Genomic DNA, 22,379 nt, shown 5'->3' on the forward strand with positions numbered 1-22,379 from the left:
GTCCGGCAACAAGTCTCAAAGGGTATTATTGTATCCGTAAAAAAACAGGATAAGTGATTGAGTTATTTCACCAATTTATCGACACTCAAAGATAATCCTGAAGTCGCATTTACACCTCTGCAACTTCAAATGCCCGTAGTACTAGTTGCAACCTGCATTTTGTGGCCACCTGAGCCTGGTAGTATGACAAAGTGTTTGACCCGTTATAGGCCGTCCGGTAATGTGCCAGACACTTCCCGGCGTCGTCGGGAGGCTTCCCTTTAGCACAGTAATGACAGTAACTTCTTCCTATGACAAGCCGAAAAAAAAATGAAAACTTAAGCTTCGAAGAGGCTCTTAACGAGCTTGAACAAATTGTAGAACAGATGGAGCAGGGTGAGTTGCCGCTGGATAAGGCATTACAGCAATTCGAGCGTGGGGTTGAATTAACCCGGTTGAGCCAGAATCGTTTGCGTCAGGCTGAACAGAAAGTCCAGCAATTGCTTCAACAGCAGGGGCAGTCTGAGCTGGTTCCTTTCTCTGATGAGCCGACTCAGTGAAGCACGCAGATTGGCACAAAGAGTTCAACCTGTATCAGCAAAGGGTAAACTCTGGCCTGGAAAATCAAATAAAACAGCTTCCCGATGTAGCTCCACAGCTCAAAGAAGCGATGGCTTATGCGCTTTTAAATGGCGGTAAGCGAATTCGCCCTGCCCTGGTATATGCTTGTGGAAATATGCTTGAGCTGAGTATGGAAGAGCTGGATGCGCCCGCTATGGCTCTCGAATGTATCCATACCTACTCACTTATTCATGATGATTTGCCCGCCATGGACAATGATGAATTGCGTCGGGGAAAGCCCACCTGTCATGTGGCTTTTAGTGAAGCCTCAGCGATCCTCGCAGGCGATGCACTGCAGGCTCTGGCATTCGATATGCTCGCGACCATGCCTGTCTCTCAAAGGATGCCGGATTATCGGGTAACGATTATAGGAATGCTGGCCAGAGCGTCAGGTTACAGTGGTATGTGTGGTGGTCAGGCACTGGACCTGGCCGCCACTGATAAGAAAATTTCCCTGTCTGACCTCGAAGCGTTACATAAAAGTAAAACCGGTGCTTTGCTTCAGGCCGCGTTATTGATACCCGCTGCTATGGCTGGCCTGAAACACAATGAAGTGACGTTGCTTTCAAACTATGCTGGTGCCATGGGATTGGCGTTTCAGGTGCAGGACGATATTCTGGATATTACTGGTGATACGCAAACCCTGGGGAAACCTCAGGGATCTGATGTGTTGATGAAAAAGAGCACCTACCCCGCCTTATTGGGATTGCAGGGGGCAATATCTTTGACTGAGCAGCTTTATCAAGAAGCGCTTCAAGCCTTAGACGCTTTGCCATACAATACCTCTTCATTAGCGTCCTTTGCGGACTACATTATTCATCGAAATTATTAGAAATTAATCACATGACTCTGGATTTAGCTCACTACCCGACGTTGTCGCTGGCCGATGACCCTGTTCAGCTGCGAAAGTTGCCACAGGAAAAATTACATCAGTTTGCTACTGAGTTACGTCAGTATCTGCTCGCCAGTGTCAGCCAGAGCAGTGGGCACTTTGCTTCCGGTCTCGGCACTGTTGAGCTGACGGTGGCATTGCATTATGTGTATAACACGCCGTTTGACCGGTTAATCTGGGATGTAGGCCACCAGGCTTACCCCCATAAAATTGTTACCGGCCGCCGCGAACGGATGTCCAGTATTCGCCAGAAAGACGGTCTCCATCCTTTTCCCTGGCCATTAGAAAGTGAATATGACACTTTTGCTGTGGGCCACTCTTCGACGTCTATAAGTGCCGCGCTGGGTATGGCAGTCGCTGCGGAGAAAGAGGCCCGGAACCGCAAAGTTGTTGCTGTTATCGGTGATGGTGCACTGACTGCAGGTATGGCCTTTGAAGCCATGAATCATGCCGGAGACATGGATAAAGATTTATTGCTGGTGTTGAATGACAATGAAATGTCTATCTCCGAGAATGTCGGTGCGCTGAACAGTCATTTGGCCCGACTGCTTACCGGGCGCTTTTTCAACTCCATCCGTGACGGTGGCAAAAAGCTGCTAAGCAATGTGCCACCGATAAAAGAGTTTGCCAGCCGCGCCGAAGAGCATATCAAAGGCATGGTGGTGCCGGGCACTATTTTTGAAGAACTGGGAATTAATTATATTGGGCCCATCGACGGTCATGATGTGAATGGGCTGGTCGACACTCTGCGTAATATGCGTAAGCTCAGCGGTCCTAACCTGCTGCATATCGTGACCAGAAAGGGCAAAGGGTATGAGCGGGCAGAGCAGGATCCGATCAATTATCACGCAGTGCCGAAATTCGATCCCAGTGAGAACTTCCTGCCGAAGACCAAAGCATCGGGCCCGACGTTTTCAAAGATATTCGGCAACTGGCTGTGTGATATGGCCGAGCAGGACGAAGATCTAATGGCTATCACACCGGCCATGCGAGAAGGCTCGGGGATGGTGGAATTCTCGCAGCGTTTTCCACAGCAATATTTCGATGTGGCGATCGCAGAGCAGCATGCTCTGACCTTTGCGGCAGGGCTGGCCAAAGAGGGTCTTAAACCCGTGGTGGCAATTTATTCCACCTTCCTGCAACGGGCATATGATCAGTTAATACACGATATCGCCCTGCAGAATCTACCGGTGCTGCTGGCTATTGACAGAGCCGGTATTGTTGGAGCAGACGGGCCAACTCACCAGGGCGCTTTCGACATTCCCTACCTGCGTTGTATACCCAATATGGTCATTATGACACCCAGTGATGAGGATCAGTGCCGGCAAATGTTGTATACAGGCTATCAGCTCAGCCAACCTGCTGCGGTGCGATATCCACGGGGCCAGGGCTGTGGTGCTGAGGTTCAGGACGCGATGACGACTCTGCCATTGGGCAAAGGGGAAATTTTGCGCCAGGGTCAGCATATTGCGATTCTGAATTTTGGCACCTTATTACCTGGTGCCAGACATGCGGCAGAAGAAGTAGATGCCACTCTGGTGGATATGAAATTTGTTAAACCCCTGGATGACGTTTTGTTAAAGCAAATAGCAGCAGAGCACAATACTCTGGTGACCATAGAAGACGGTGCCATTATGGGGGGGGCAGGCAGTGCAGTGGGTGAATGCCTGCATAATAACAAGCTCGGATCTCAGTTGGTGTGTCTGGGATTACCGGATCAATTTATTATGCAAGGTACTCAGCAGCAAATGTATGCTGAGTTGAAAATAGATGGCCCGGGTATTATTGAACAGATCCGCGAGTTTGTGGAAAAAACCTGACCACCAACCACAAAAAAGAATTGTTCACCGCAGAGTCGCAGAGGGATACGGAATTGGCGCTATAGGGCCCAGTCGCCTCAATGGCTTCGCGGTAACAAATATCCGTTCCTGCCTTTGGTGGTAAAAAAGCTTCAACCACGAAAAAAGACAGAGCCTGTTTATGCTTTTCTTTGCGAGATCCCGGGCTTTTTTGTTTAATTGCTCAGAGGCCCCGAGAACTGAAAAATCAATCGTTCACAAAAAGGCACTGGATTCCCGCTAACACCATGCGGGATTGACCCTCAGCGATCTCTGCGTCTCCGTGGTGAAAAAGGCCTTGAAGTTCAGGAAGGTTTAAAGAAATCCTGTTCCTGCTCGCTCAGCATGGCCTCAATATCTTCAATATCCATCTGAGCGTTGGCCTCGTCCTGAGGGCCTTTTACAGGAATGGCTTTTTCTTCGTTGGCCCATTCACCGAGGTCAATCAACTGGCATTTTTTACTGCAAAAGGGTCGATAGGGGCTCATATTTCCCCATTCCACTTCTTTTTCGCAAGTTGGGCAGTTCACTTTCATTGGCTTTTTTCTGTGGCGGTTCAGATTAACAACTGGCGAGCCTGAAGGTGACCATTGACTCCATGGCAACCTGGCCCGCCTCTTCAGGATTAAAAAACATAAATCGAATCGCATAGCGATATTTGTTACCGCTGAGAGTCGGGAAGTAGCCCTGATCCGTCTGGCAATAGACACGAATCATCTCATTTTTATCATCGGCTACCCCCTGATAGAAACCCTTTTCAGCCTCTACCTGTTCAAAGCGGCCTCGTTCTCTCAGGAATGACAAGGTGAGTTCTATGGCTTGCTTCATCAGTGAAAACTCATCCAGCCAACCCAGCAATATTTGCTGTTTATATTGTTGAGACTGGCGTAACCAATAATGAAGGTTGGGTAAATCGAAGCTACAAGCGCCGCCCGGAATAAAGAAGCGCTGGCGGATCGACATCAGAAATTTTTCTTCTTTAAGAGCGGAACCAAACTTCTTCGCACTTTTAAGTGCATCGCGCAGCCCGGCCACATTATCTTTGGCCTGCTTTAATGCAGCCATATCGATGTTCGGATGTTGCGCCCAGTGGTCGAGATTCTTTTCGTGTAAATCGATATCTTTAAGCAGGTCATTGCGTACATCCACTCTTTCAGCTAAATCAAGCAGGGTAAAGAGTGATTCAATAAACTTAACGTACTGCCAGTCTTCCTGCGCGCTGTTGGCCTGGCTGAGCTGTTTGAATAACTGCTCAAGACGCAGATAGGTGCGAACCTTCTCGTTGAGCGGGAATTCAAAAACAGCCTGATTCATTCGGTTACCTCATTGATGGTGACAGCAGCGCTTTCGGAACTACAACGTAAAAACAGTCTTAATTCAAGCTTTTACACTGATTTTAGCCAGTTTCAGGTATTTTTCGTGTAGTTTCTGTACCTGAGGCTGTAGTTGACTGAGCTCACCATTATTGTCAATCACATCATCTGCGATAGCCAGGCGCTCCGTCCGGCTGGCCTGGTGACTGATGATGCTTTGTACGTGCTCTTCACTCACATCATCCCGGTTGATAACCCTTTTTAGCTGCTGTTGAGGTTCAGCATCGACAACCAGCGTTCTGTCCACCAGTTTATTCAGTTGGTTCTCAACCAGCAAGGGTACAGCAAGGATAGCATACTCAGAGGGGGCTTCTTTGCCTTGTTTTACTAATTCCTGCCGAATCAGAGGGTGGAGCAAATTATCCAGCCAGTGTTTTTGTTCGGGGTCAGAAAACACTTTTTCCCTTAGCTCTCGGCGATTCAGCATGCCGCTGTTATCCAGGATATGTTTCCCGAACTTTTCTTCTATTGCCCTGAGTGCCGGCATTCCGGGTGCCACCAGATCACGGGCAAGAATGTCGGCATCAATCACACTCACTCCCAGCTTGGCAAACATATCGGATACCCGAGTTTTACCGCTGCCAATTCCACCAGTCAGCCCAACCAATAAGTGACTCACGCCAGCATCCAGGACCAGTAGAGATCACTAAGATGTTCACCGTACAAGAAGGTTATCCATCCGGCTAACGCCAGGTAAGGGCCGAAGGGTATGGCCTGGCCTTTTTCTTTTCCTTGCAGGGATAACATGATGATACCCAGTATTGCACCGACAAAAGATGACAGCAAAATAATCATCGGCAGATACTGCCAGCCCATCCAGGCGCCCAGTGCAGCCAACAACTTAAAATCACCATAGCCCATGCCTTCCTTACCGGTCAGCAGTTTAAAGCCCCAGTAAACCGACCACAGGCTCAGGTATCCGGCTGCGGCACCGATAATGGCATCAACAGGAGAGACGAAAACATGCTGGGTGCTTAGCAGCAGCCCTAGCCATAACAGAGGCAGGGTCAGTTGATCTGGCAGCAACATACGATCCAGATCGATAAACGTCATCGCCACTAACAACCAACTGAGAAACAGCGCGGCCAGTAAAGGCCAGCCAAATCCAAAATGCCAGGCCAGCCAGCCGCTGATTATTCCTGTCAGTAACTCTACCAACGGATAACGAACGGAAATGGGTGTTTTACATTGGCTGCATTTACCCTTAAGCCATATCCAGCTCAGCAGCGGGATATTTTCCCAGGCACGTATTTTATGCTGACATTGCGGACACTCAGAGTCCGGTTTGATCAGGTTAAAAGGTGCCGGCTGAGTGCTTTTTTCAGGGTGAAAATAGCTTTGATACTCTTGCTTCCAGCTGCGTTCCATCATAATCGGCAATCTGTGGATCACTACATTCAGGAAGCTGCCTATCATTAATCCCAACAGCAGAGTAAAGGTGATCAGAACCGCAGGCGAATTTTCCAGTAACATCATTATTTCGTTCATGGCATCAGCCTGTTGTTATTCATAACCCCAGGGCACAGGAGGCAGCGCTACAGGTTGAGTCAGATCAAAATCCACTCTGAACTCACGGCCTTCACGGATAAGGCGATAGGTAAAACGCTCAGGGTAAATATACATTTGCCAGATATTAGTGTTGGACTGCGGGATCCCCTGACTGACAAAAAGTTCTCTGGAATACTGATCCACAGGAAATGACTGGACATTGTCCCAGCCTGCATCGGTTGTGTGGCCCCCGTACATGGTTGACGTATCATGAGAGCCATCGGCGTTGCGATGATCGTGTTTAAGGCTTATTCCTGAACCGGTTTTGGTCAGGATCCAGGTACGGGAATGATCATTACCAACATGAAAGGGGATTTGTAACTGATGCGCTTCACATTTGCGCACATGCATAATCAGGGGGCCTTCAAATCCTGGCTGAGCCGGCGTATCGACTGTGACTTTACCAGCATAGGCTTTACCGCAATGGGCTCTGAGTTTATTAAAAAAGGCATCATGGGTAGGTACAGACACCAGTGGTGCCGGTTGCACGGTATTGGCCTGCAGACCCAGGCTCGCACCGGCTAATACAAGTAACACAATAAATTTTCTTAGCATTTTTATTCTCTTTGCGATAAAACCGCGAAGAATTAAACCACATTACCCATCTGGAAGATAGGCAGGTACATGGCCACAATCAGGCCACCGATAACCACCCCGAGGACTGCCATAATCATGGGTTCAAGCAAACTGGTGAGGCCGTCTACCATATCGTCCACTTCACGCTCATAGATAGTGGCAATTTTGCTAAGCATCTCGTCGACGGCACCGGATTCTTCACCGATGGCAATCATCTGCGTCACCATGTCAGGGAATACCGCTGTGGCACGCATGGCCACATTCATCGGCATACCACCGGCCACTTCTTTGCGGATATGCAATATCGCATCTCTGAATACCGCATTACCGGCCGCACCGGCGGCGGACTCCAGCGCGCCAATCAAAGGCACACCGGCGGCAAAGGTGGTGGACAGGGTGCGGGTAAAACGGGCAATCGAGGCTTTTTTCAGGATTTCGCCTATAACCGGAACCTTAAGGATTTTCTTATCAATGCTGTCTCTCAGTGGCCGTGATTTTTTATAGGCCCTGGCAAAGAGGATGGCACCCACAAACATGGCGGCGGCAATATACAGCCCGTTATTTTGCACAAACCGTGAGATGCCCAGTACAAACTGGGTAAAGGCGGGTAACTCGGCGCCAAAGCTGCTGAAGATCTCTTCAAACTGGGGTACCACGAAAACCAATAGAATGGTGGTAACAATAAACGCCACCACAATTACCGCGATAGGGTAGAACATCGCCTTCTTGATTTTTGATTTAAGTGCCTCAGCCTTTTCTTTATAGGTGGCGATACGATCATAGATGGTTTCCAGGGCACCGGACTGCTCGCCGGTTTCCACCAGATCGCAATACAGATCTTCGAAATGGTCGGGATGTTTGCGCAGCGCCGTAGAAAGTGGGTTTCCGGCTTTAACTTCATTGCCAATATCCGTCAGCATCTTGCGCATACTGGCCTTGGCATGACCTTCGGCAATCATATCTATGGTCTGTATCAGGGTCACGCCGGCGCCCAGCATGGTAGCAATCTGCCGTGAAACAATGCAGATATCTTCGGCGTTAACTTTCGCAGAACCTCGGCCAAATAAAGGCTTAGTAAATTTTTTAACTTTGGTGGCGGAAACGCCCTGGCGTCTAAGCAGATTGCGGGCCTCGGTCATAGACCTGGCGCTGATCTCGCCTTTAACCTGCTGGCCTTTGCGGTTTTTACCCTGCCAGACAAAAATATCCAGTGACTTTGCTTTTGCCATAGTGTTTTTTCCGCTTGCTCAATCCGCTACTCAGGCTCAGACAAAAAAGCCCAGCATAGACTGGGCTTTTACTACTATGCTAATTAAGTTTTAGCATAAAGTGGCAGGGTCACAGGCAGATTCCCATGTAACTGCACCGCCGGCCAATTGTGGAGTCAGGGTAAAGGTACCTGCACCAGTAATAGATGAATCAGTGGGTTTGGTGGCCACAATCTCACCATCAGTGGTAGTTAATCCAATAATACCAGCTCCGGCTGGAACATTATCAGGAATACCGTTGGAACCGCCGTCACAATCTGCAAGTGGAGTGCCGGTTTGTGCACAAATCTCTACGGCAGTTTTCGCCGCAGCAGTAGCATTGGTAATTTCAGTAAAGCGGGCCTTCTGCGTATAATTCTGATAGGCAGGAAGGGCAATAGCGGCCAAAATACCGATAATGGCTACTACAATCATTAATTCAATCAGGGTGAAACCCTTGTTATTGGTCATCTGAGTTTTCATCGTTTATCTCCAGTGCATCATAATGAATGCGTAAAAGTTTGCTGACAGGAACCATAGTCAAGCCAGATGACAAAATGTACTGACCTGATTTGTTTCTCCAGAGTCAGTATAGGCCCCTTTTCTTTTCCGACAAGTATTGGGTTTAATACCTGAGTCTTGATTATTGTGAGAGACCCTAAACCCCCGAGACCGTGTATTCAGTTGTTATCGGTAATACGTAAGGACAAATCGATGGCGCGAATATCCTTGGTCAGTGCTCCACAAGAGATATAATTCACCCCGGTTTGCGCCAGTCCGGGCAGGGTATCCAGGGTGACATTTCCTGAAACTTCCAGTTTGGCCTGCCCTCTATTACGCTTAACCGCTTCTTTAATATCCGCCAGGCTGAAATTATCCAGCATCAGAATATCGGCACCGGCGGCAAGCCCTTGCTCCAGCTCAGCAAGATTTTCTACTTCTACTTCCACTTGCTTGTCGGGGTGCTGTTTGCGGGCAGTAGCCACAGCTTTAGTAATAGAGCCGCAGGCGAGAATATGATTCTCTTTGATCAGGAATGCGTCGAACAAACCCATACGATGATTGACCCCACCGCCACAGCGCACTGCGTATTTTTGTGCGGCGCGCATTCCGGGTAGGGTTTTACGGGTATCCAGTATTTTGGTGTTTGTACCACTTAGCACTTTGGCATAAGCAGCTACGGTGGTTGCGGTGGCTGAAAGCGTTTGCAAAAAATTCAGTGCAGTACGCTCACCTGTGAGGAGGGTTCGGGAGGGTCCACTTAGCTCAAACAGCGTGGTGTTGGCAGCGACCCTGTCACCATCTTGTACCTGCCAGCTGACCTGGACCGTAGCGCCTAACTGACGGAACACTTCATCAACCCAGGCCTGACCGGCAATCACAGCATCCTGTCGGCAGATGACTGTGGCCTTTGCCAAGTGATTTTCGGGGATCAGATTGGCGGTAATATCGCCCTGAAGGGCCGTATGGTAGCCCAGATCTTCATCCAGGGCGGCAGCGACAGCGCGTTTTATTTCTTGTTCCAGTTGCAGCATAGGTAACCCAGAGATAGTAGAAAGAAGCATCAAAGGAGGATTATACACTGGTTTTTCCTAAACAGGGTTTTACCGGGCTGTCGGGGTTGTTTTCTCTGCGCCCTCTGCGCCTTTGCGAGATCATTGGCTTTTTGTTTTTGATCTCGCTGAGGCGCTAAGTCGCTGGGGTTGTGAAAGAGGGGAACTTCCGGGCTGATCTCTGAACATCTGCAGCATCGTAAGCGTCACGCGGGAACCTGCCTTTCTGGACAGGCACTAGAGCGCCATATAGTTTGAAAAACGAACACCAGAGCTGCCTGAAAAAGCCTCAATCAAGGCGTGGTTGCGCAGGAATAGTGGTGCTCTTTCAAGCAACCAGAACGCAGAGTGAGGCTTTTTCAGGCGCTCCCGGAGGGCGAGGCCCAAAAAGCGCGCATCCGGCGGCAAATTTTCTTGATTTAGGCCCACTAAACCTTCAAAAATTTGCCTTGCCTGCGCGCTTTTTGAACTCTCGCTGGTGTTGTTTATTTAAACTATATGGCGCTCTAGCCTAATAGTTGTTAGCGGGAGTCAGATACAGCCACTCACCTGACTGGCGGAAATCCAGCTGTTTCAGTGCACTCATACCCAGCAGTATGGCATCGGACTGCATGCCGGGATTAAGGTTGGCATCCAGATCTGTTAACGTCAAATCGCCCAGCTGTAGTGTATCAATGCGGGTTTTAGCGACATTAACACTGCCATTGGCAGTCATCACCCGTTGCACGGCGCCGGGTTGCAGGTTCAGGCGCTGGGCCAGATGCATAGGCACCGAAACCTGTGTCGCGCCGGTATCCAGCAAAAACACCACAGGCTGCTGGTTGATCAAGCCGCTGGCTACGTAATGGCCCTGGCGGTTGCGTTTAAGTTTAACCTCAGTGGCCTGGCCTTGTTGATAACTGACCGGTTCGGGATTCGGGTTAAACTGTCTGGCCAACTGTTTGTCAAACAACAGGGTGAGCAGTCCCAATCCGCAAAGCCAGGCCATTACCCACATCCAGCGGCCGAGTTTCTGATGAGTTGGATCTTTTACTGGCTCTGACAAGGGATTTCCATCTGCAATAAGAGGTATACTGTTATAGTAACTGCATTCCAATAGCAAATTCATCCCTTGTATGTTTGATCATTCTGGCTGGAATAGTGCAGCCGTTAAACACCCTTCCTCTCATTGCGACTCACGCCCCGCCGGGGTCAACGTCAGTCTGCTGGTGATTCACAATATCTCCCTGCCACCGGGGAAATTTGGTGGTCCCTTTATTGATCAACTATTTACCGGCAACCTGAACTGTGACGACCACCCATACTTCAGGAAACTGGAAGGGCTGAGGGTGTCCAGCCATTTTCTGATCCACCGTGATGGCGGTCTGGTTCAGTATGTACCAACAACAATGCGGGCCTGGCATGCCGGAAAGTCCTGTTATCAGGGGCGCAGTGCCTGCAACGACTTCAGTATTGGTATTGAACTGGAAGGCACGGATACCCACCCCTACAGCACCGACCAGTACAGAACTTTACTGACATTAACCGCGAATATCATGCACACTTATCCTAAGATAACTCTGGGGCGCATTGTCGGTCATTGTGATATCGCGCCCGGCAGGAAAACCGACCCCGGTGAAGCCTTTGACTGGCCGGGTTTCAGAAGGCAATTAAGGGAAATTTTATGACACTGATCAGTTTATTGCTGGTGCTGGCGATTGAAAGAGCAACCAATAAAACCACATACTGGCAGTCTGGTTTCTACACCAGCCGCTATGCCGCATGGCTGGAGAAGCACGATATTCTCTCACCTGACACGTCACGGCAAGTACTGCTGGCCATAGTGTTGATTCCTGCGCTGGTCATCGGCCTGGTGCTTTTTCAGCTGGATGCATTTTTTATCACCTTTATCGTGAACACGGTTGTGCTGATGGTATGCATAGGTTGCCCGGACTTGCGCCAGAGTTACAGAGGGTATCTGCAAGCGGCATCCCGGGAAGATACTGAAGCATCCGTGCTATACGCAGAGCAATTAGGCTACCCCTGTGATTCAGGTAACAGCCTGGGCCAGTGTCTGGTATGGGTGAATTATCGTCATTATGCTGCAGTAGCTATCTGGTTTGTGGTGTTTGGCGCCGCAGGGGCGTTGTTTTATGTGTTATCTGCATATTTGCTCAGATACCTGACACAACATGAACATCAACAGCAATCCAACTGGATGCAGGTGATGGAATTGATTGACTGGGTTCCGGTACGACTTCATACACTCGGATTGCTGGTGGTCGGACATTTCTCCCGTGGACTGACTATCTGGCTTGAATACTTCCGTGAAACTTCAGCCCGTAAAATGGTTACCGAAGTTGCGCAAGCTGCCGAGTATGTTGAGCCTGAAGGCATTGAATGCACCGATGAGCCCTGCACTATGGTGCGACTGGTAAAACGCAACATGATGGCGTTGTTGGTATTAGTGGCGGTACTGACGCTGTCCGGCTTGATAAGTTGATCCTGTGAGCAAGCGCCAAATCTGTTCCCATGTGCCTGTTCAGCTCTGAAGCGTTTAACGATCAGACCGGGACAGTATTTTTCAGTCTTAGTGAATAAATAATCGATTTTTATGTATTTGGTCTGACCAGTACCGAAGCCGCGATGTGGCTTCGATTGCTATCCTTGCTGATGTTATTGCTGAATTCACCAGCTGAATCTTTGTTTTACCTTTGAATTATTTTGCACTAAGCTAATAGGTTAATTGGTATTACCATTTTGATTTTGGTTGAATAATGCAAAGAGTTCGCGCTAAAAAACTGTCCGATGTGATTCTGGAACAAATTGAGTCCATGATCCTCGACGGTAATTTGACTGCGGGGCAACGATTGCCTGCAGAACGCGAATTAGCAGAAAAGTTTGCGGTGTCGCGCCCTTCTTTGCGTGAAGCCATTCAGAAACTTGAAGCTAAAGGCCTGGTGTACAGGAAACAGGGCGGCGGAACCTTTGTGCAGTCGGAGCTGGCGCTTTTAGAAAATGCACCATTGCTGGAATTAATTGCCTCGCGACCTGAATCTCAGTTTGATCTGCTGGAGTTTCGCCTGGCACTGGAAGGCATGGCTGCCTATTATGCGGCGCTAAGAGGTACGGAGTCGCAGAAACAGGAAATTCAGCTAGCCTACAAAGACGTACAAAAGCTGCAGCAAAAAGAGCCGGATAATCAAACGGCACAGGCGAAAGCCTTAAGCAGTTTTTACCAGCAAATGATCCAGGCATCGCACAATATAGTAATGCTGCATATTTTCCGTGGTTTGTTACCTTTATTAGAAGATAACATTCGACGAAACCTTGAAGTCTTATGTGCTGACCCGGATGTCAGTGAGCAGATGAACAGGCAAAGGGTAAGAATACTGGATGCAATAGTGGCCAGTGATCCGGAACAGGCCAGACTGGCCAGTAACGAGCATCTGGCGTTTATTGAAGAAACCTTACTCAATATAAACCGGCAAAATAGCAATTTGCAGCGTTCGCTGCGTCGGATAGAGATGCCGGAATAACCATGATACAGAACAGCAGTGGCTCCCCTTGTCAGAGGGTATCCGCAGTCAGAATTCACTAACCAGATAAAGGAAAGCGCTATGGCAGAACAGATGAAGCCAGACGTGGATCCACAGGAAACACAAGAATGGCTCGAGTCTCTCGAGGCGGTACTGGAAACTGAAGGTACAGATCGTGCCCACTTCCTGCTTGAATCCCTGATCGAAAAGGCTCGTCGGAACGGCGGCCACTTACCTTACACGGCAACCACCGCCTATGTGAATACCATTCCTGCCGGTCAGGAGCCCACAATGCCCGGGGACCAGAGCATTGAGGCCAGAATTCGCAGTGCCATTCGCTGGAATGCCCTGATGATGGTACTCCGGGCGTCGAAAAAAGATCTTGAGCTTGGCGGCCATATTTCCAGTTTTGCTTCTTCTGCGATGCTTTACGACGTAGGATTCAATCATTTTTTCAAGGCCCCGAATGAGCAGGATGGTGGTGATTTTCTGTATATTCAGGGCCATGTGTCTCCGGGTATATACTCACGGGCTTATATTGAGGGGCGTCTGTCGGAAAATCAGCTTGATGGGTTCCGCCAGGAAGTGGATGGCAAAGGGTTGTCGTCTTATCCCCACCCTAAACTGATGCCGGATTTCTGGCAATTCCCCACTGTTTCCATGGGGCTGGGACCTATTCAGGCGATCTACACTGCGCGTTTCCTTAAGTATCTGACCGACAGAGGCATCAAGGACTGCTCTAACCAGCGAGTATGGTGTTTCCTCGGTGATGGTGAGTGCGATGAGCCTGAAAGCCTCGGAGCCATTGGGCTGGCTGCCCGTGAAGGTCTGGACAATCTGACCTTTGTGGTTAACTGTAATCTGCAACGTCTGGACGGCCCGGTACGCGGCAATGGCAAGATTATTCAGGAACTGGAAGGGAATTTCCGTGGTGCTGGCTGGGAAGTTTTCAAGGTGATTTGGGGGCGTTATTGGGATCCACTCCTTGCCCGGGATACAAAAGGCAAGCTGATTGACCTGATGAACGAAACCGTGGACGGTGAGTATCAGAACTACAAAGCCAAAGGTGGCAAATACACCCGTGACAATTTCTTTGGCAAGTATCCTGAACTCAAAGAGATGGTCGCGAATATGTCTGACGAAGACATCTGGCGTCTCAACCGCGGTGGCCACGACCCGGTTAAGGTATATGCGGCGTATAAGCGTGCCGTGGAGACTAAAGGTCGTCCACAGGTGATCCTGGCTAAGACCGTAAAAGGTTATGGTATGGGTGCTGCCGGTGAAGGCAAGAACATTGCTCACCAGGTTAAGAAGATGGATATGACAGCCGTCAAACAGTACCGTGACAGATTTAATATTCCGGTCAGTGATGACAAGTTAGAAGAGCTGCCTTATTTCCGTTTCGATAAAGACAGCGCCGAAATGAAGTACCTGCGCGAGCGTCGTGAAGCGCTTAAGGGTTATATGCCAGTGCGCCGGCCTAAGGCAACTGAGAACTTGCCTGCTCCGGCCCTGAAAGCCTTTGAGGCCATAACCAAAGGCTCCGGTGAGCGTGAGATCTCTACCACTATGGCCTTTGTCCGGGTCTTGACCGCCATGCTCAAAGACAAAGAGGTAGGGCAAAGAGTTGTACCTATTATTCCCGATGAAGCCCGTACTTTCGGTATGGAAGGCCTGTTCCGCCAGGTAGGAATTTACTCACATCACGGCCAGAAATATGAGCCACAGGACGCCGATCAGGTGGCCTATTATCGTGAAGACAAGAAGGGCCAGGTCTTGCAGGAAGGGATCAACGAGCTTGGCGCAATGGCCTCATGGCTGGCGGCGGGTACTTCTTATTCGAACAATGATCTGCCGATGATACCGGTGTACATATACTATTCCATGTTTGGCTTCCAGCGTGTAGGCGATCTGGCCTGGGCCGCCGGTGACAGCCAGTGCCGTGGCTTTTTGGTGGGCGGTACAGCAGGGCGTACGACCCTCAACGGCGAAGGTCTGCAGCATCAGGACGGTCATAGTCATACCCAGGCGGGGCTGATTCCTAATTGTGTCAGCTATGACCCTACCTATGGGTACGAGATAGCGGTAATTGTTCAGGACGGCATGCGCCGGATGTTCGAAGAGCAGGAAAACGTATTCTATTACCTCACGGTAATGAATGAGAACTATGTCCAGCCGAGAATGCCCAGTAATGCAGTGGAAGGCATTATCAAGGGAATATACAAACTGGATGAGATTAAGGCCACCAAGACCAAGCAAAGTGTCAGGCTGCTGGGTTCTGGCACTATTTTACTGCAGGTGCGTGAAGCCGCTCAGTTGCTGAAGGAAAAGTTCGGAATCAGCTCAGAAGTTTACAGTGTTACGTCATTTAATGAGCTGGCCCGGGAAGGCCTGGATTGTGAACGTCACAATATGCTTAATCCTGACAAAGAGGAACAGGTGCCGTTTATCACCCAGTTGCTCAGTGAAGGTGTGGATGGACCCACTATTGCAGCCACCGATTACATTAAGTCGTATGCCGATCAGGTGCGGGCTTTTGTTCCCGGTTCTTATCGTGTGCTGGGTACAGACGGGTTCGGTCGTTCAGACAGCCGGGCTAATCTGCGACGTCACTTTGAAGTGGATGCGGCTTATATCGTTGTAGCCAGTCTACATGAACTCGCAAAAGCAGGTTCCATCGATAAAAAACGCGTGGCCGAGGCCATTGAGATGTTTTCTATCGATGTGGATAAACTCAACCCGCTATACGCCTGATCGGTAAGGAGAGAATCAGAATGTCAAATACTAAAGATGTACTGGTCCCCGATGTTGGCGGGGAAGAAGTTGAAATCATTGAGCTCTGTGTGGAGGTCGGTGATGAAATCGAAGCTGAGCAATCGCTGATCACGGTTGAAAGCGACAAGGCGAGTATGGATATTCCCGCGCCTTTTGCCGGAAAAGTGGCTGAAATTCAGGTGAAAGTAGGTGACAAGATCGCTGAAGGTAAGCTGATCATGAAAGTTGAAGCCAGTGATGACGCCGGCAGCGAAGGTGATGACAAGGACTCTGAGGAGTCTGACAATGAAGAGCCGTCTTCTGAATCATCTTCCTCAGAAGAGAGTCAGGATAAACAGAGCGGGACAGCAGATAAGGCCGATAAAGCTGACAAGGAAGACAAGGAAGGAAAAGACGACAAACAAAAGTCTTCTGGCGGCGAAAAGACGGTCAAAGAAGTGCAGGTGCCGGATATTGGTGATGATGGTGAAGTGGATGTCATCGATGTGCTGGTGGCCGTAGGCGATGAAGTAGAAGCGGAAACCGGGCTGATCACACTGGAAACCGATAAGGCCACCATGGATGTACCGGCGCCATTTGCCGGAGTGGTGAAAGAGCTAAAAGTTTCAAACGGTGACAAGGTCAGTCAGGGCACGTTAATCGCACTGATTGAGACTCAGGAAGAGAGCAGTGATGAGGCCTCTTCTGCTGAGGAATCAGAAACAGAAAGCAAAGACACGAAAGAGACGCAGGACAAAGACAAAGATCAGAGCGATTCTGATTCGAAAAGTCAGTCTTCCGGTGCTCCCAAACCGCCTCCGGTTCCTCACCATCCTTCCGCCGGTGAAAAAGCCAGCAAGGGGACGATTCATGCTTCGCCCGCTGTGCGCAGAGTAGCGCGGGAATTTGGTGTCGATCTGAATCAGGTTAAGGGTACAGGGCGCAAAGGTCGGATCGTTAAAGAAGATGTGCAGTCTTATGTGAAATATGAGCTGTCGCGGCCGAAAATGACAGCAGGCTCATCCGTGGGCAGCGGTAGCGGTGGATTGCAGGTGCTGGCGCCACCTAAAGTAGACTTCTCAAAATTTGGTGAAGTGGAAGAGGTACCGCTGACCCGGATTCAGAAGATTTCCGGACCGAATCTGCATCGTAACTGGGTTACTATTCCTCATGTTACGCAGTTTGAAGAAGCGGATATCACCGATGTTGAAGCGTTCCGAAAGGAACAGAATCAGATCGCTGAAAAGAAAAAGTTGGGCGTTAAAATCACGCCGCTGGTATTTATTATGAAAGCCGCCGCAGATGCCCTTAAGGCCTATCCGGTATTTAATACTTCTTTGTCTGAGTCCGGCGAGAGTCTGATTCAGAAGAAGTATTACCATATCGGTATTGCTGTTGACACCCCAGGCGGTCTCGTGGTCCCGGTAGTGCGGGATGTGGATAAAAAGGGTATCCATGAGTTGTCTGAAGAATTGATGGAGATTAGCGGCAAAGCCCGGGATGGCAAGCTTAAAGCAGCCGATATGCAGGGCAGTTGTTTTACGATTTCCAGTCTTGGTGGTATCGGTGGTACTGCATTTACACCCATTGTTAATGCACCTGATGTGGCGATACTGGGCGTATCTAAAAGTGAGATGAAACCAAAGTGGAATGGTAAAGACTTTGAGCCTCGTCTAATGTTGCCTTTGTCACTGTCCTATGACCATAGGGTCATCGATGGTGCCGTTGCGGCACGCTTTGCGGTGCATCTGAGCCGCGTAATGGGCGATATCAGAGAGATGTTGCTGTAGAGAAGAGAAATAATACTGATCCCGGATTCCGCTTCGCTGCATCCGGGCTACCCCCTTAAGGGATTATGTAGCCCGTCAGGAAGTGAAGCGGATTGCGGGAAAGGATTAATCAAAGAGGCAGAGAATGACTCAGGTCGTTTTTTTGCTTCTGCCCGGCGGGCTAGGTAGAATTCGCCCGTCTGTATCCTGAACAAAAACAACGAACTTTTACCCCTGAATGATAGAGGTCACAAATGAGCGAAATTAAAACACAACTGGTGGTGCTTGGAGCCGGACCAGGTGGGTATTCCGCCGCTTTTCGTGCGGCGGATTTAGGCATTGAAACCGTGATCGTAGACGGCCGGGACACCCTTGGTGGTGTTTGTCTAAATGTCGGTTGTATACCTTCCAAGGCCTTATTACATGTGGCCAAAGTCATCGATGATGCGCGCGAAATGGGCGATCATGGGGTGAGTTTTGGTGAGCCGAAGATCGATCTGGACAAGGTTCGCAGCTGGAAAGACAGCGTCGTTGGCCAGTTGACCAAAGGCCTTGCGGGAATGGCAAAAATGCGCAAGGTTAAGCATGTACAGGGTTATGGTAAATTTACCGGTGCCAACACGCTGGAAGTTGATGGCAAAGACGGTAAGACGACCATCAAATTCGAAAATGCAATTATTGCAGCGGGTTCTGAACCCGTCTCTCTGCCCTTTATCCCCAAAGATGATGACAGAGTGATTGACTCCAGCGGTGCACTGGAAATGAAGGATATCCCGGAGAAAATGCTGGTTCTGGGCGGTGGGATTATCGGTCTGGAAATGGGCACAGTATATAAGGCTCTGGGCTCACAGATTGACGTTGTCGAATTCCTGGACCAACTGGTCCCTGCTGCTGATAAAGACGTGATCAAGATTTACCAGAAATTCGTTAAAGACAAATTTAACGTGATGCTGGAAACCAAGGTTACCAATGTCGAAGCGAAAAAAGACGGCCTGTATGTGACCTTTGAAGGCAAACAAGCCCCTGATGAACCCGTGCGCTATGACAAAGTATTGGTCGCAGTGGGTCGTAAGCCTAACGGTGGCGCTGTTGATGCGGACAAGGCCGGTGTTAAAGTAGATGACAAAGGCTTTATCAGTGTTGATAAGCAACTGAAAACCAATGTAGAGCATATTTACGCTATCGGTGATCTGGTTGGTCAGCCCATGCTGGCGCATAAGGCGGTGCATGAAGGCCATGTAGCAGCTGAAGTCATTGCTGGTCAGAAACACTACTTTGATCCCCGTGGCATTCCTTCTGTAGCTTATACGGATCCCGAAATTGCCTGGGTGGGACTGACCGAAAAAGAAGCCAAAGAAAAAGGCGTGGACGTTGAAACCGCCACCTTCCCCTGGGCAGCTTCTGGCCGTGCTATCGCCTCGAGTCGCACAGAGGGCATGACCAAAATGATCTTTGAAAAAGACACCGGTCGTGTAGTGGGCGGTGCCATTATCGGTATCAACGCCGGTGAAATGCTGGGTGAGATTGGCCTGGCGATTGAGATGGGTGCCGATGCTGAAGATGTGGCGCTGACAATTCATGCTCACCCCACGCTAAATGAGTCCATCGGCCTGGCCTCGGAAATCTACGAAGGTAGTATCACTGATATGCCGAACCCTAAGGCCAAGAAAAAGTAACTTAAACCTTCTTTTTGTCCGAAAAACGATTAATGCCAGTCAGTATTACCTGACTGGCATTTTTTATGTGCATATAAAAAAGCCCGGGCTAAACCCGGGCTTTTTCTGAATTTTTCAATCTACGCTAGTTTTTCACAACTACAGAGAGTTTGGGTACGCCCGCACGGGTAATCTGGTTGAGTACTTCAACCACCACACCATGCTTGGTTTTCTCGGCAGCCTGCACTACCGCAGAGTCAGTATTGTTTTCGGCCAGGAAGGTCTGAACGTTCGCTTCAACCCGCTTAATATCGATTTGACGATTATTCATATAAATAAAACCGTTTTCATCAATGCGAATAGAAACGTTTTTGCTGGGCTTGTTGGTTTGTTGCTGATCATCCGGGCGATTTACAATAAGCCCCTTCTCCTTCACGAAGGAGGTTGTCACGATAAAGAAGATCAACATGATAAAGACGATGTCTAACATCGGAGTCATATCAATGCTTGCGTCTTCTGACTCTGAACCGTGCTTTTTCTTCATACTTGGATTCCTTCAATAACCAGTTTAAAGCCAGCCTCTGGAATGTTTTACAGAGTGATCCTGAATAAAAAACAGGAACCGTATCGACTTTAGGTAAATTAAACGTAAAGATAATCCGGATTTATACCCTTTTAGTCCGTCATTGACAAGGGTGATCTTAAAAAACTGAGACCTGAAAGTGGATAGTAAACGATGAAGTTCTGGCGAAAGTGGCATAAATGGTTGGGGTTAGCACTGGGGGTTCAGGTATTGCTTTGGATCAGTGGTGGCGTGGTGATGAGCGTTATTCCACTGGATATGGTACGCGGTAATCATCTGGTTGAACCCCGGCAGGAAATAACGGCTGCGCAGCCAGTTGTCACCCATGTCGACTTTTCTCAGTGGCGGGCCTGGGAATGGGTTCGGCGTCCGGATCTATTGGCTCTTCAGGCGACTGACTTTCAGGGGCATCATCATTTTCTGGATCCTGTTACAGGGCATAAGCTGTCAATGATCAATGCAGGGCAGGCCAAAGGGCGTGCTCAAACCCGTTACCTGGGGCAGGGCAACGCCATTAATGCAAAGCTATTGTCGCAGTTGCCAGATGAAGTCCGGGGCCGGCAGGGGCCTCTTTACCGGGTGGACTTTGATGACTGGATAAATACCAGTTTTTATTTGCATCCCTATTCAGCAGAGATCATCAGTGTGCGTTCCGACCTGTGGCGTGTGTTCGATTTTTTCTGGATGTTGCATATACTCGACTTTGAAAATCGTACAGATTTCAATAATCCCTTGCTGATTAGCTTGGCAATTGCCGCCTGGTTGTTTACCCTGAGCGGGTTTATAATGCTTTATCACAGCCTGTTAAAACCTAACTGGCGTAAACTGAGGTACAGAGTCCGTTGAAACATGTGGTGTATTTTCTTGTTCTGATTTTCATCATGGGTGTGTTTAGCCCTGTGAGTCAGGCTGTGCCACTGGATAATCATCAGACTATGACGATGGAACATGAGTGTTGTGATCAGGGGGCTTCTGCATATGAGGAGCAAACTGGCTGCTGTGAGCAATACGGTTGCCAATGTGTTATCAGTTGTGCTGCCGCCTTACACTCAGGCATTACTGTTTTTCCATCAGCCTCTACGTTAGATTATCGTCCCTCAGGGTATCATCCCATAAGTGCCTCTCCGTCCGGACCTTTTCGTCCACCAAAATCCTGAAAGTGAATCAATACCACTGAATAACGTGTTATTCGTTGAAATGGGTCTCGCCCCTTTCACACGGTTTTATTTTTCAGGAGATCAATATGAAATTTCCGACAACAGCATTATTGTTGATGTTGCCTTTGCTGGTGTTAGCCTTGCCCGTGACCGGCTCTCAGACTGAGCACGTCGCCGGCGAGGATCCTGTAACCGGGCAGATACAATATGTGTGCCCGATGCATAGTCATATCGTTAAAGATCACCCCGGGCAATGTCCCATCTGCGGTATGGATCTGGAGCCTGTCATACGTTCAGTGGGCTCAGATGATAATCAGGGGCAGATTACAGTCAGCGGCCAGATGCAACAGGCCATGTCGCTGGTTACTGAGCCGGTGCGTCGGGATGATTTGTGGAAATATATCCAGACCCTGGGCACGGCCACCTTTGATGAGGCCGATATCAGCCATATTCACCCCCGGGTGTCCGGCTGGCTGGAATCACTGACCCCTCATGCGGTAGGTGAGCCGGTCGAAAAGGGCGAGCTGTTATTTACTTTGTACTCCCCTGAGCTGGTAGTGGCTCAGGATGATTATTTGCAGGTGCTGCAACACAACAATGGCCGGAATCAGCAGCGCATGTTGCAGCAGGGGCGATTGCGTCTAAAGCTGTTGGGTATCGATGATGAGGTGATTAAACAACTCGAAGATACCGGCCAGTCTCTTTATACCGTGCCCTTTTATGCGAAGCGCTCAGGCGTGATCACCGAGCTGAATGTGCGACATGGAATGTATGTGACCCCGGACATAGAAATGCTCGCCATTGCTGATTTGAGTAAACTGTGGGTGATTGCCGATGTTTTTGAGAACCAGTTTGACTGGCTCGAAGAGGGCCGCCCGGCCAGTATTCATTTTTCCGGAATCGGTGTGCATGATGCCGAGGCCACCATTGATTATATTTACCCTCAGTTAGACCCGGTGACCCGCAGCCTTAAAGTCAGGCTGAAGCTGGATAATCCGCTACGACGCATCAAAGCAGGGATGACAGCCAGGGTGGAGATTTTTGGCGGGCCCCTCCGCGATGTGCTGGTGGTCAGCTCGTCGGCGGTGATCCGCGGCGCGGATTCAGATCGGGTAGTAGTACAGACCGACGACAACGCGTTCGCGGTACGCAGGGTAGAAACCGGTATGCAGGCCCAGGGTAAAACCGAAATTCTGCATGGACTCTCAGAAGGTGAGCGGGTGGTGACCTCCGGGCAGTTTCTGCTGGACTCCGAAGCCAGTCTTGCTGGTGGATTGGGTCGTCTTGATGCCGATCCCCATGCAGGCCACTAAGGA

21 protein-coding genes are annotated in these 22,379 nt (G+C 49.5%); 11 read left to right on the forward strand and 10 right to left on the reverse strand.

Features of this window, described 5'->3' with window-relative positions; translation table 11 throughout:
- Nucleotides 1-290: 290 nt before the first annotated feature.
- From xseB to dxs, 3 genes are read left to right on the forward strand one after another with little or no spacing between them, the layout of a single operon-like run.
- The gene (gene xseB / locus CDA54_RS07230) at nt 291-539 is read left to right on the forward strand and encodes an exodeoxyribonuclease VII small subunit (protein WP_099034329.1); all 249 of its coding nucleotides are present in this window, start codon (nt 291-293) and stop codon (nt 537-539) included.
- On the forward strand, nt 536-1,432 hold the full coding sequence (ispA, locus tag CDA54_RS07235; protein WP_099034330.1) for a (2E,6E)-farnesyl diphosphate synthase: 897 nt from the start codon (nt 536-538) through the stop codon (nt 1,430-1,432). The genes xseB and ispA overlap by 4 nt, the downstream gene beginning before the upstream one ends.
- 11 nt (nt 1,433-1,443) lie before the next feature.
- On the forward strand, nt 1,444-3,312 hold the full coding sequence (dxs, locus tag CDA54_RS07240; RefSeq protein WP_099034331.1) for a 1-deoxy-D-xylulose-5-phosphate synthase: 1,869 nt from the start codon (nt 1,444-1,446) through the stop codon (nt 3,310-3,312).
- A 323-nt stretch (nt 3,313-3,635) separates the two neighbouring features.
- On the opposite strand, the gene yacG is transcribed toward dxs, so the two are convergent.
- The 9 genes from yacG to CDA54_RS07285 all read right to left on the reverse strand — a co-directional run bounded on the left by yacG (nt 3,636) and on the right by CDA54_RS07285 (nt 10,624).
- The gene (gene yacG, locus CDA54_RS07245; RefSeq protein ID WP_099034332.1) at nt 3,636-3,866 is read right to left on the reverse strand and encodes a DNA gyrase inhibitor YacG; all 231 of its coding nucleotides are present in this window, start codon (nt 3,864-3,866) and stop codon (nt 3,636-3,638) included.
- Between the two features lie 25 nt (nt 3,867-3,891).
- Nucleotides 3,892-4,644, reverse strand: a complete 753-nt coding sequence (gene zapD, locus CDA54_RS07250) for a cell division protein ZapD (protein WP_099034333.1) — start codon at nt 4,642-4,644, stop codon at nt 3,892-3,894.
- Nucleotides 4,645-4,707: 63 nt separating this feature from the next.
- Nucleotides 4,708-5,322: a dephospho-CoA kinase gene (gene coaE / locus CDA54_RS07255; protein ID WP_099034334.1), complete on the reverse strand. Its 615-nt coding sequence runs from the start codon at nt 5,320-5,322 to the stop codon at nt 4,708-4,710.
- The gene (locus CDA54_RS07260; RefSeq protein ID WP_099034335.1) at nt 5,319-6,191 is read right to left on the reverse strand and encodes a prepilin peptidase; all 873 of its coding nucleotides are present in this window, start codon (nt 6,189-6,191) and stop codon (nt 5,319-5,321) included. Before CDA54_RS07260 ends, coaE begins: the two co-directional genes overlap by 4 nt.
- 15 nt (nt 6,192-6,206) lie before the next feature.
- Nucleotides 6,207-6,806, reverse strand: a complete 600-nt coding sequence (locus tag CDA54_RS07265; RefSeq protein WP_229748112.1) for a hypothetical protein — start codon at nt 6,804-6,806, stop codon at nt 6,207-6,209.
- 32 nt (nt 6,807-6,838) lie between these two features.
- Nucleotides 6,839-8,056 (reverse strand): type II secretion system F family protein, encoded by a 1,218-nt coding sequence (locus CDA54_RS07270; RefSeq protein WP_099034336.1) that lies wholly within the window; start codon nt 8,054-8,056, stop codon nt 6,839-6,841.
- Between the two features lie 90 nt (nt 8,057-8,146).
- Nucleotides 8,147-8,557, reverse strand: coding sequence for a pilin (locus tag CDA54_RS07275; protein WP_099034337.1), 411 nt, complete (start codon nt 8,555-8,557; stop codon nt 8,147-8,149).
- 197 nt (nt 8,558-8,754) lie between these two features.
- Nucleotides 8,755-9,609 (reverse strand): carboxylating nicotinate-nucleotide diphosphorylase, encoded by an 855-nt coding sequence (gene nadC, locus CDA54_RS07280; RefSeq protein WP_180237158.1) that lies wholly within the window; start codon nt 9,607-9,609, stop codon nt 8,755-8,757.
- Nucleotides 9,610-10,138: 529 nt separating this feature from the next.
- Complete coding sequence (locus CDA54_RS07285; RefSeq protein WP_099034485.1) at nt 10,139-10,624, reverse strand: retropepsin-like aspartic protease family protein; 486 nt, start codon at nt 10,622-10,624, stop codon at nt 10,139-10,141.
- A gap of 118 nt (nt 10,625-10,742) precedes the next feature.
- Here CDA54_RS07285 and ampD point away from each other — a divergent pair, with 118 nt between their 5' ends.
- The 6 genes from ampD to lpdA all read left to right on the forward strand — a co-directional run bounded on the left by ampD (nt 10,743) and on the right by lpdA (nt 19,344).
- Nucleotides 10,743-11,294 carry a 1,6-anhydro-N-acetylmuramyl-L-alanine amidase AmpD gene (gene ampD / locus CDA54_RS07290; protein WP_099034339.1) on the forward strand — a complete coding sequence of 184 codons (552 nt, stop codon included), beginning with the start codon at nt 10,743-10,745 and terminating at the stop codon, nt 11,292-11,294.
- Complete coding sequence (ampE, locus tag CDA54_RS07295) at nt 11,291-12,109, forward strand: beta-lactamase regulator AmpE (RefSeq protein WP_099034340.1); 819 nt, start codon at nt 11,291-11,293, stop codon at nt 12,107-12,109. The genes ampD and ampE overlap by 4 nt, the downstream gene beginning before the upstream one ends.
- Nucleotides 12,110-12,383: 274 nt before the next feature.
- Entirely contained in the window at nt 12,384-13,145 is a 762-nt protein-coding gene (locus CDA54_RS07300; RefSeq protein WP_099034341.1) for a GntR family transcriptional regulator, read from the forward strand.
- An 81-nt stretch (nt 13,146-13,226) separates the two neighbouring features.
- Nucleotides 13,227-15,899: a pyruvate dehydrogenase (acetyl-transferring), homodimeric type gene (gene aceE, locus CDA54_RS07305; protein WP_099034342.1), complete on the forward strand. Its 2,673-nt coding sequence runs from the start codon at nt 13,227-13,229 to the stop codon at nt 15,897-15,899.
- Nucleotides 15,900-15,919: 20 nt separating this feature from the next.
- Entirely contained in the window at nt 15,920-17,689 is a 1,770-nt protein-coding gene (aceF, locus tag CDA54_RS07310; protein WP_099034343.1) for a dihydrolipoyllysine-residue acetyltransferase, read from the forward strand.
- A 233-nt stretch (nt 17,690-17,922) separates the two neighbouring features.
- Nucleotides 17,923-19,344, forward strand: coding sequence for a dihydrolipoyl dehydrogenase (gene lpdA / locus CDA54_RS07315; RefSeq protein WP_099034344.1), 1,422 nt, complete (start codon nt 17,923-17,925; stop codon nt 19,342-19,344).
- A 124-nt stretch (nt 19,345-19,468) separates the two neighbouring features.
- On the opposite strand, the gene CDA54_RS07320 is transcribed toward lpdA, so the two are convergent.
- Nucleotides 19,469-19,867, reverse strand: coding sequence for an ExbD/TolR family protein (locus CDA54_RS07320; protein WP_062482340.1), 399 nt, complete (start codon nt 19,865-19,867; stop codon nt 19,469-19,471).
- 192 nt (nt 19,868-20,059) lie between these two features.
- Here CDA54_RS07320 and CDA54_RS07325 point away from each other — a divergent pair, with 192 nt between their 5' ends.
- Nucleotides 20,060-20,752 (forward strand): hypothetical protein, encoded by a 693-nt coding sequence (locus CDA54_RS07325; RefSeq protein ID WP_099034345.1) that lies wholly within the window; start codon nt 20,060-20,062, stop codon nt 20,750-20,752.
- Between the two features lie 397 nt (nt 20,753-21,149).
- Nucleotides 21,150-22,376 carry an efflux RND transporter periplasmic adaptor subunit gene (locus CDA54_RS07330; protein WP_099034346.1) on the forward strand — a complete coding sequence of 409 codons (1,227 nt, stop codon included), beginning with the start codon at nt 21,150-21,152 and terminating at the stop codon, nt 22,374-22,376.
- Nucleotides 22,377-22,379 lie beyond the last annotated feature (3 nt).

This window comes from Lacimicrobium alkaliphilum, assembly GCF_002591895.1.
GTDB lineage: Bacteria > Pseudomonadota > Gammaproteobacteria > Enterobacterales > Alteromonadaceae > Lacimicrobium > Lacimicrobium alkaliphilum.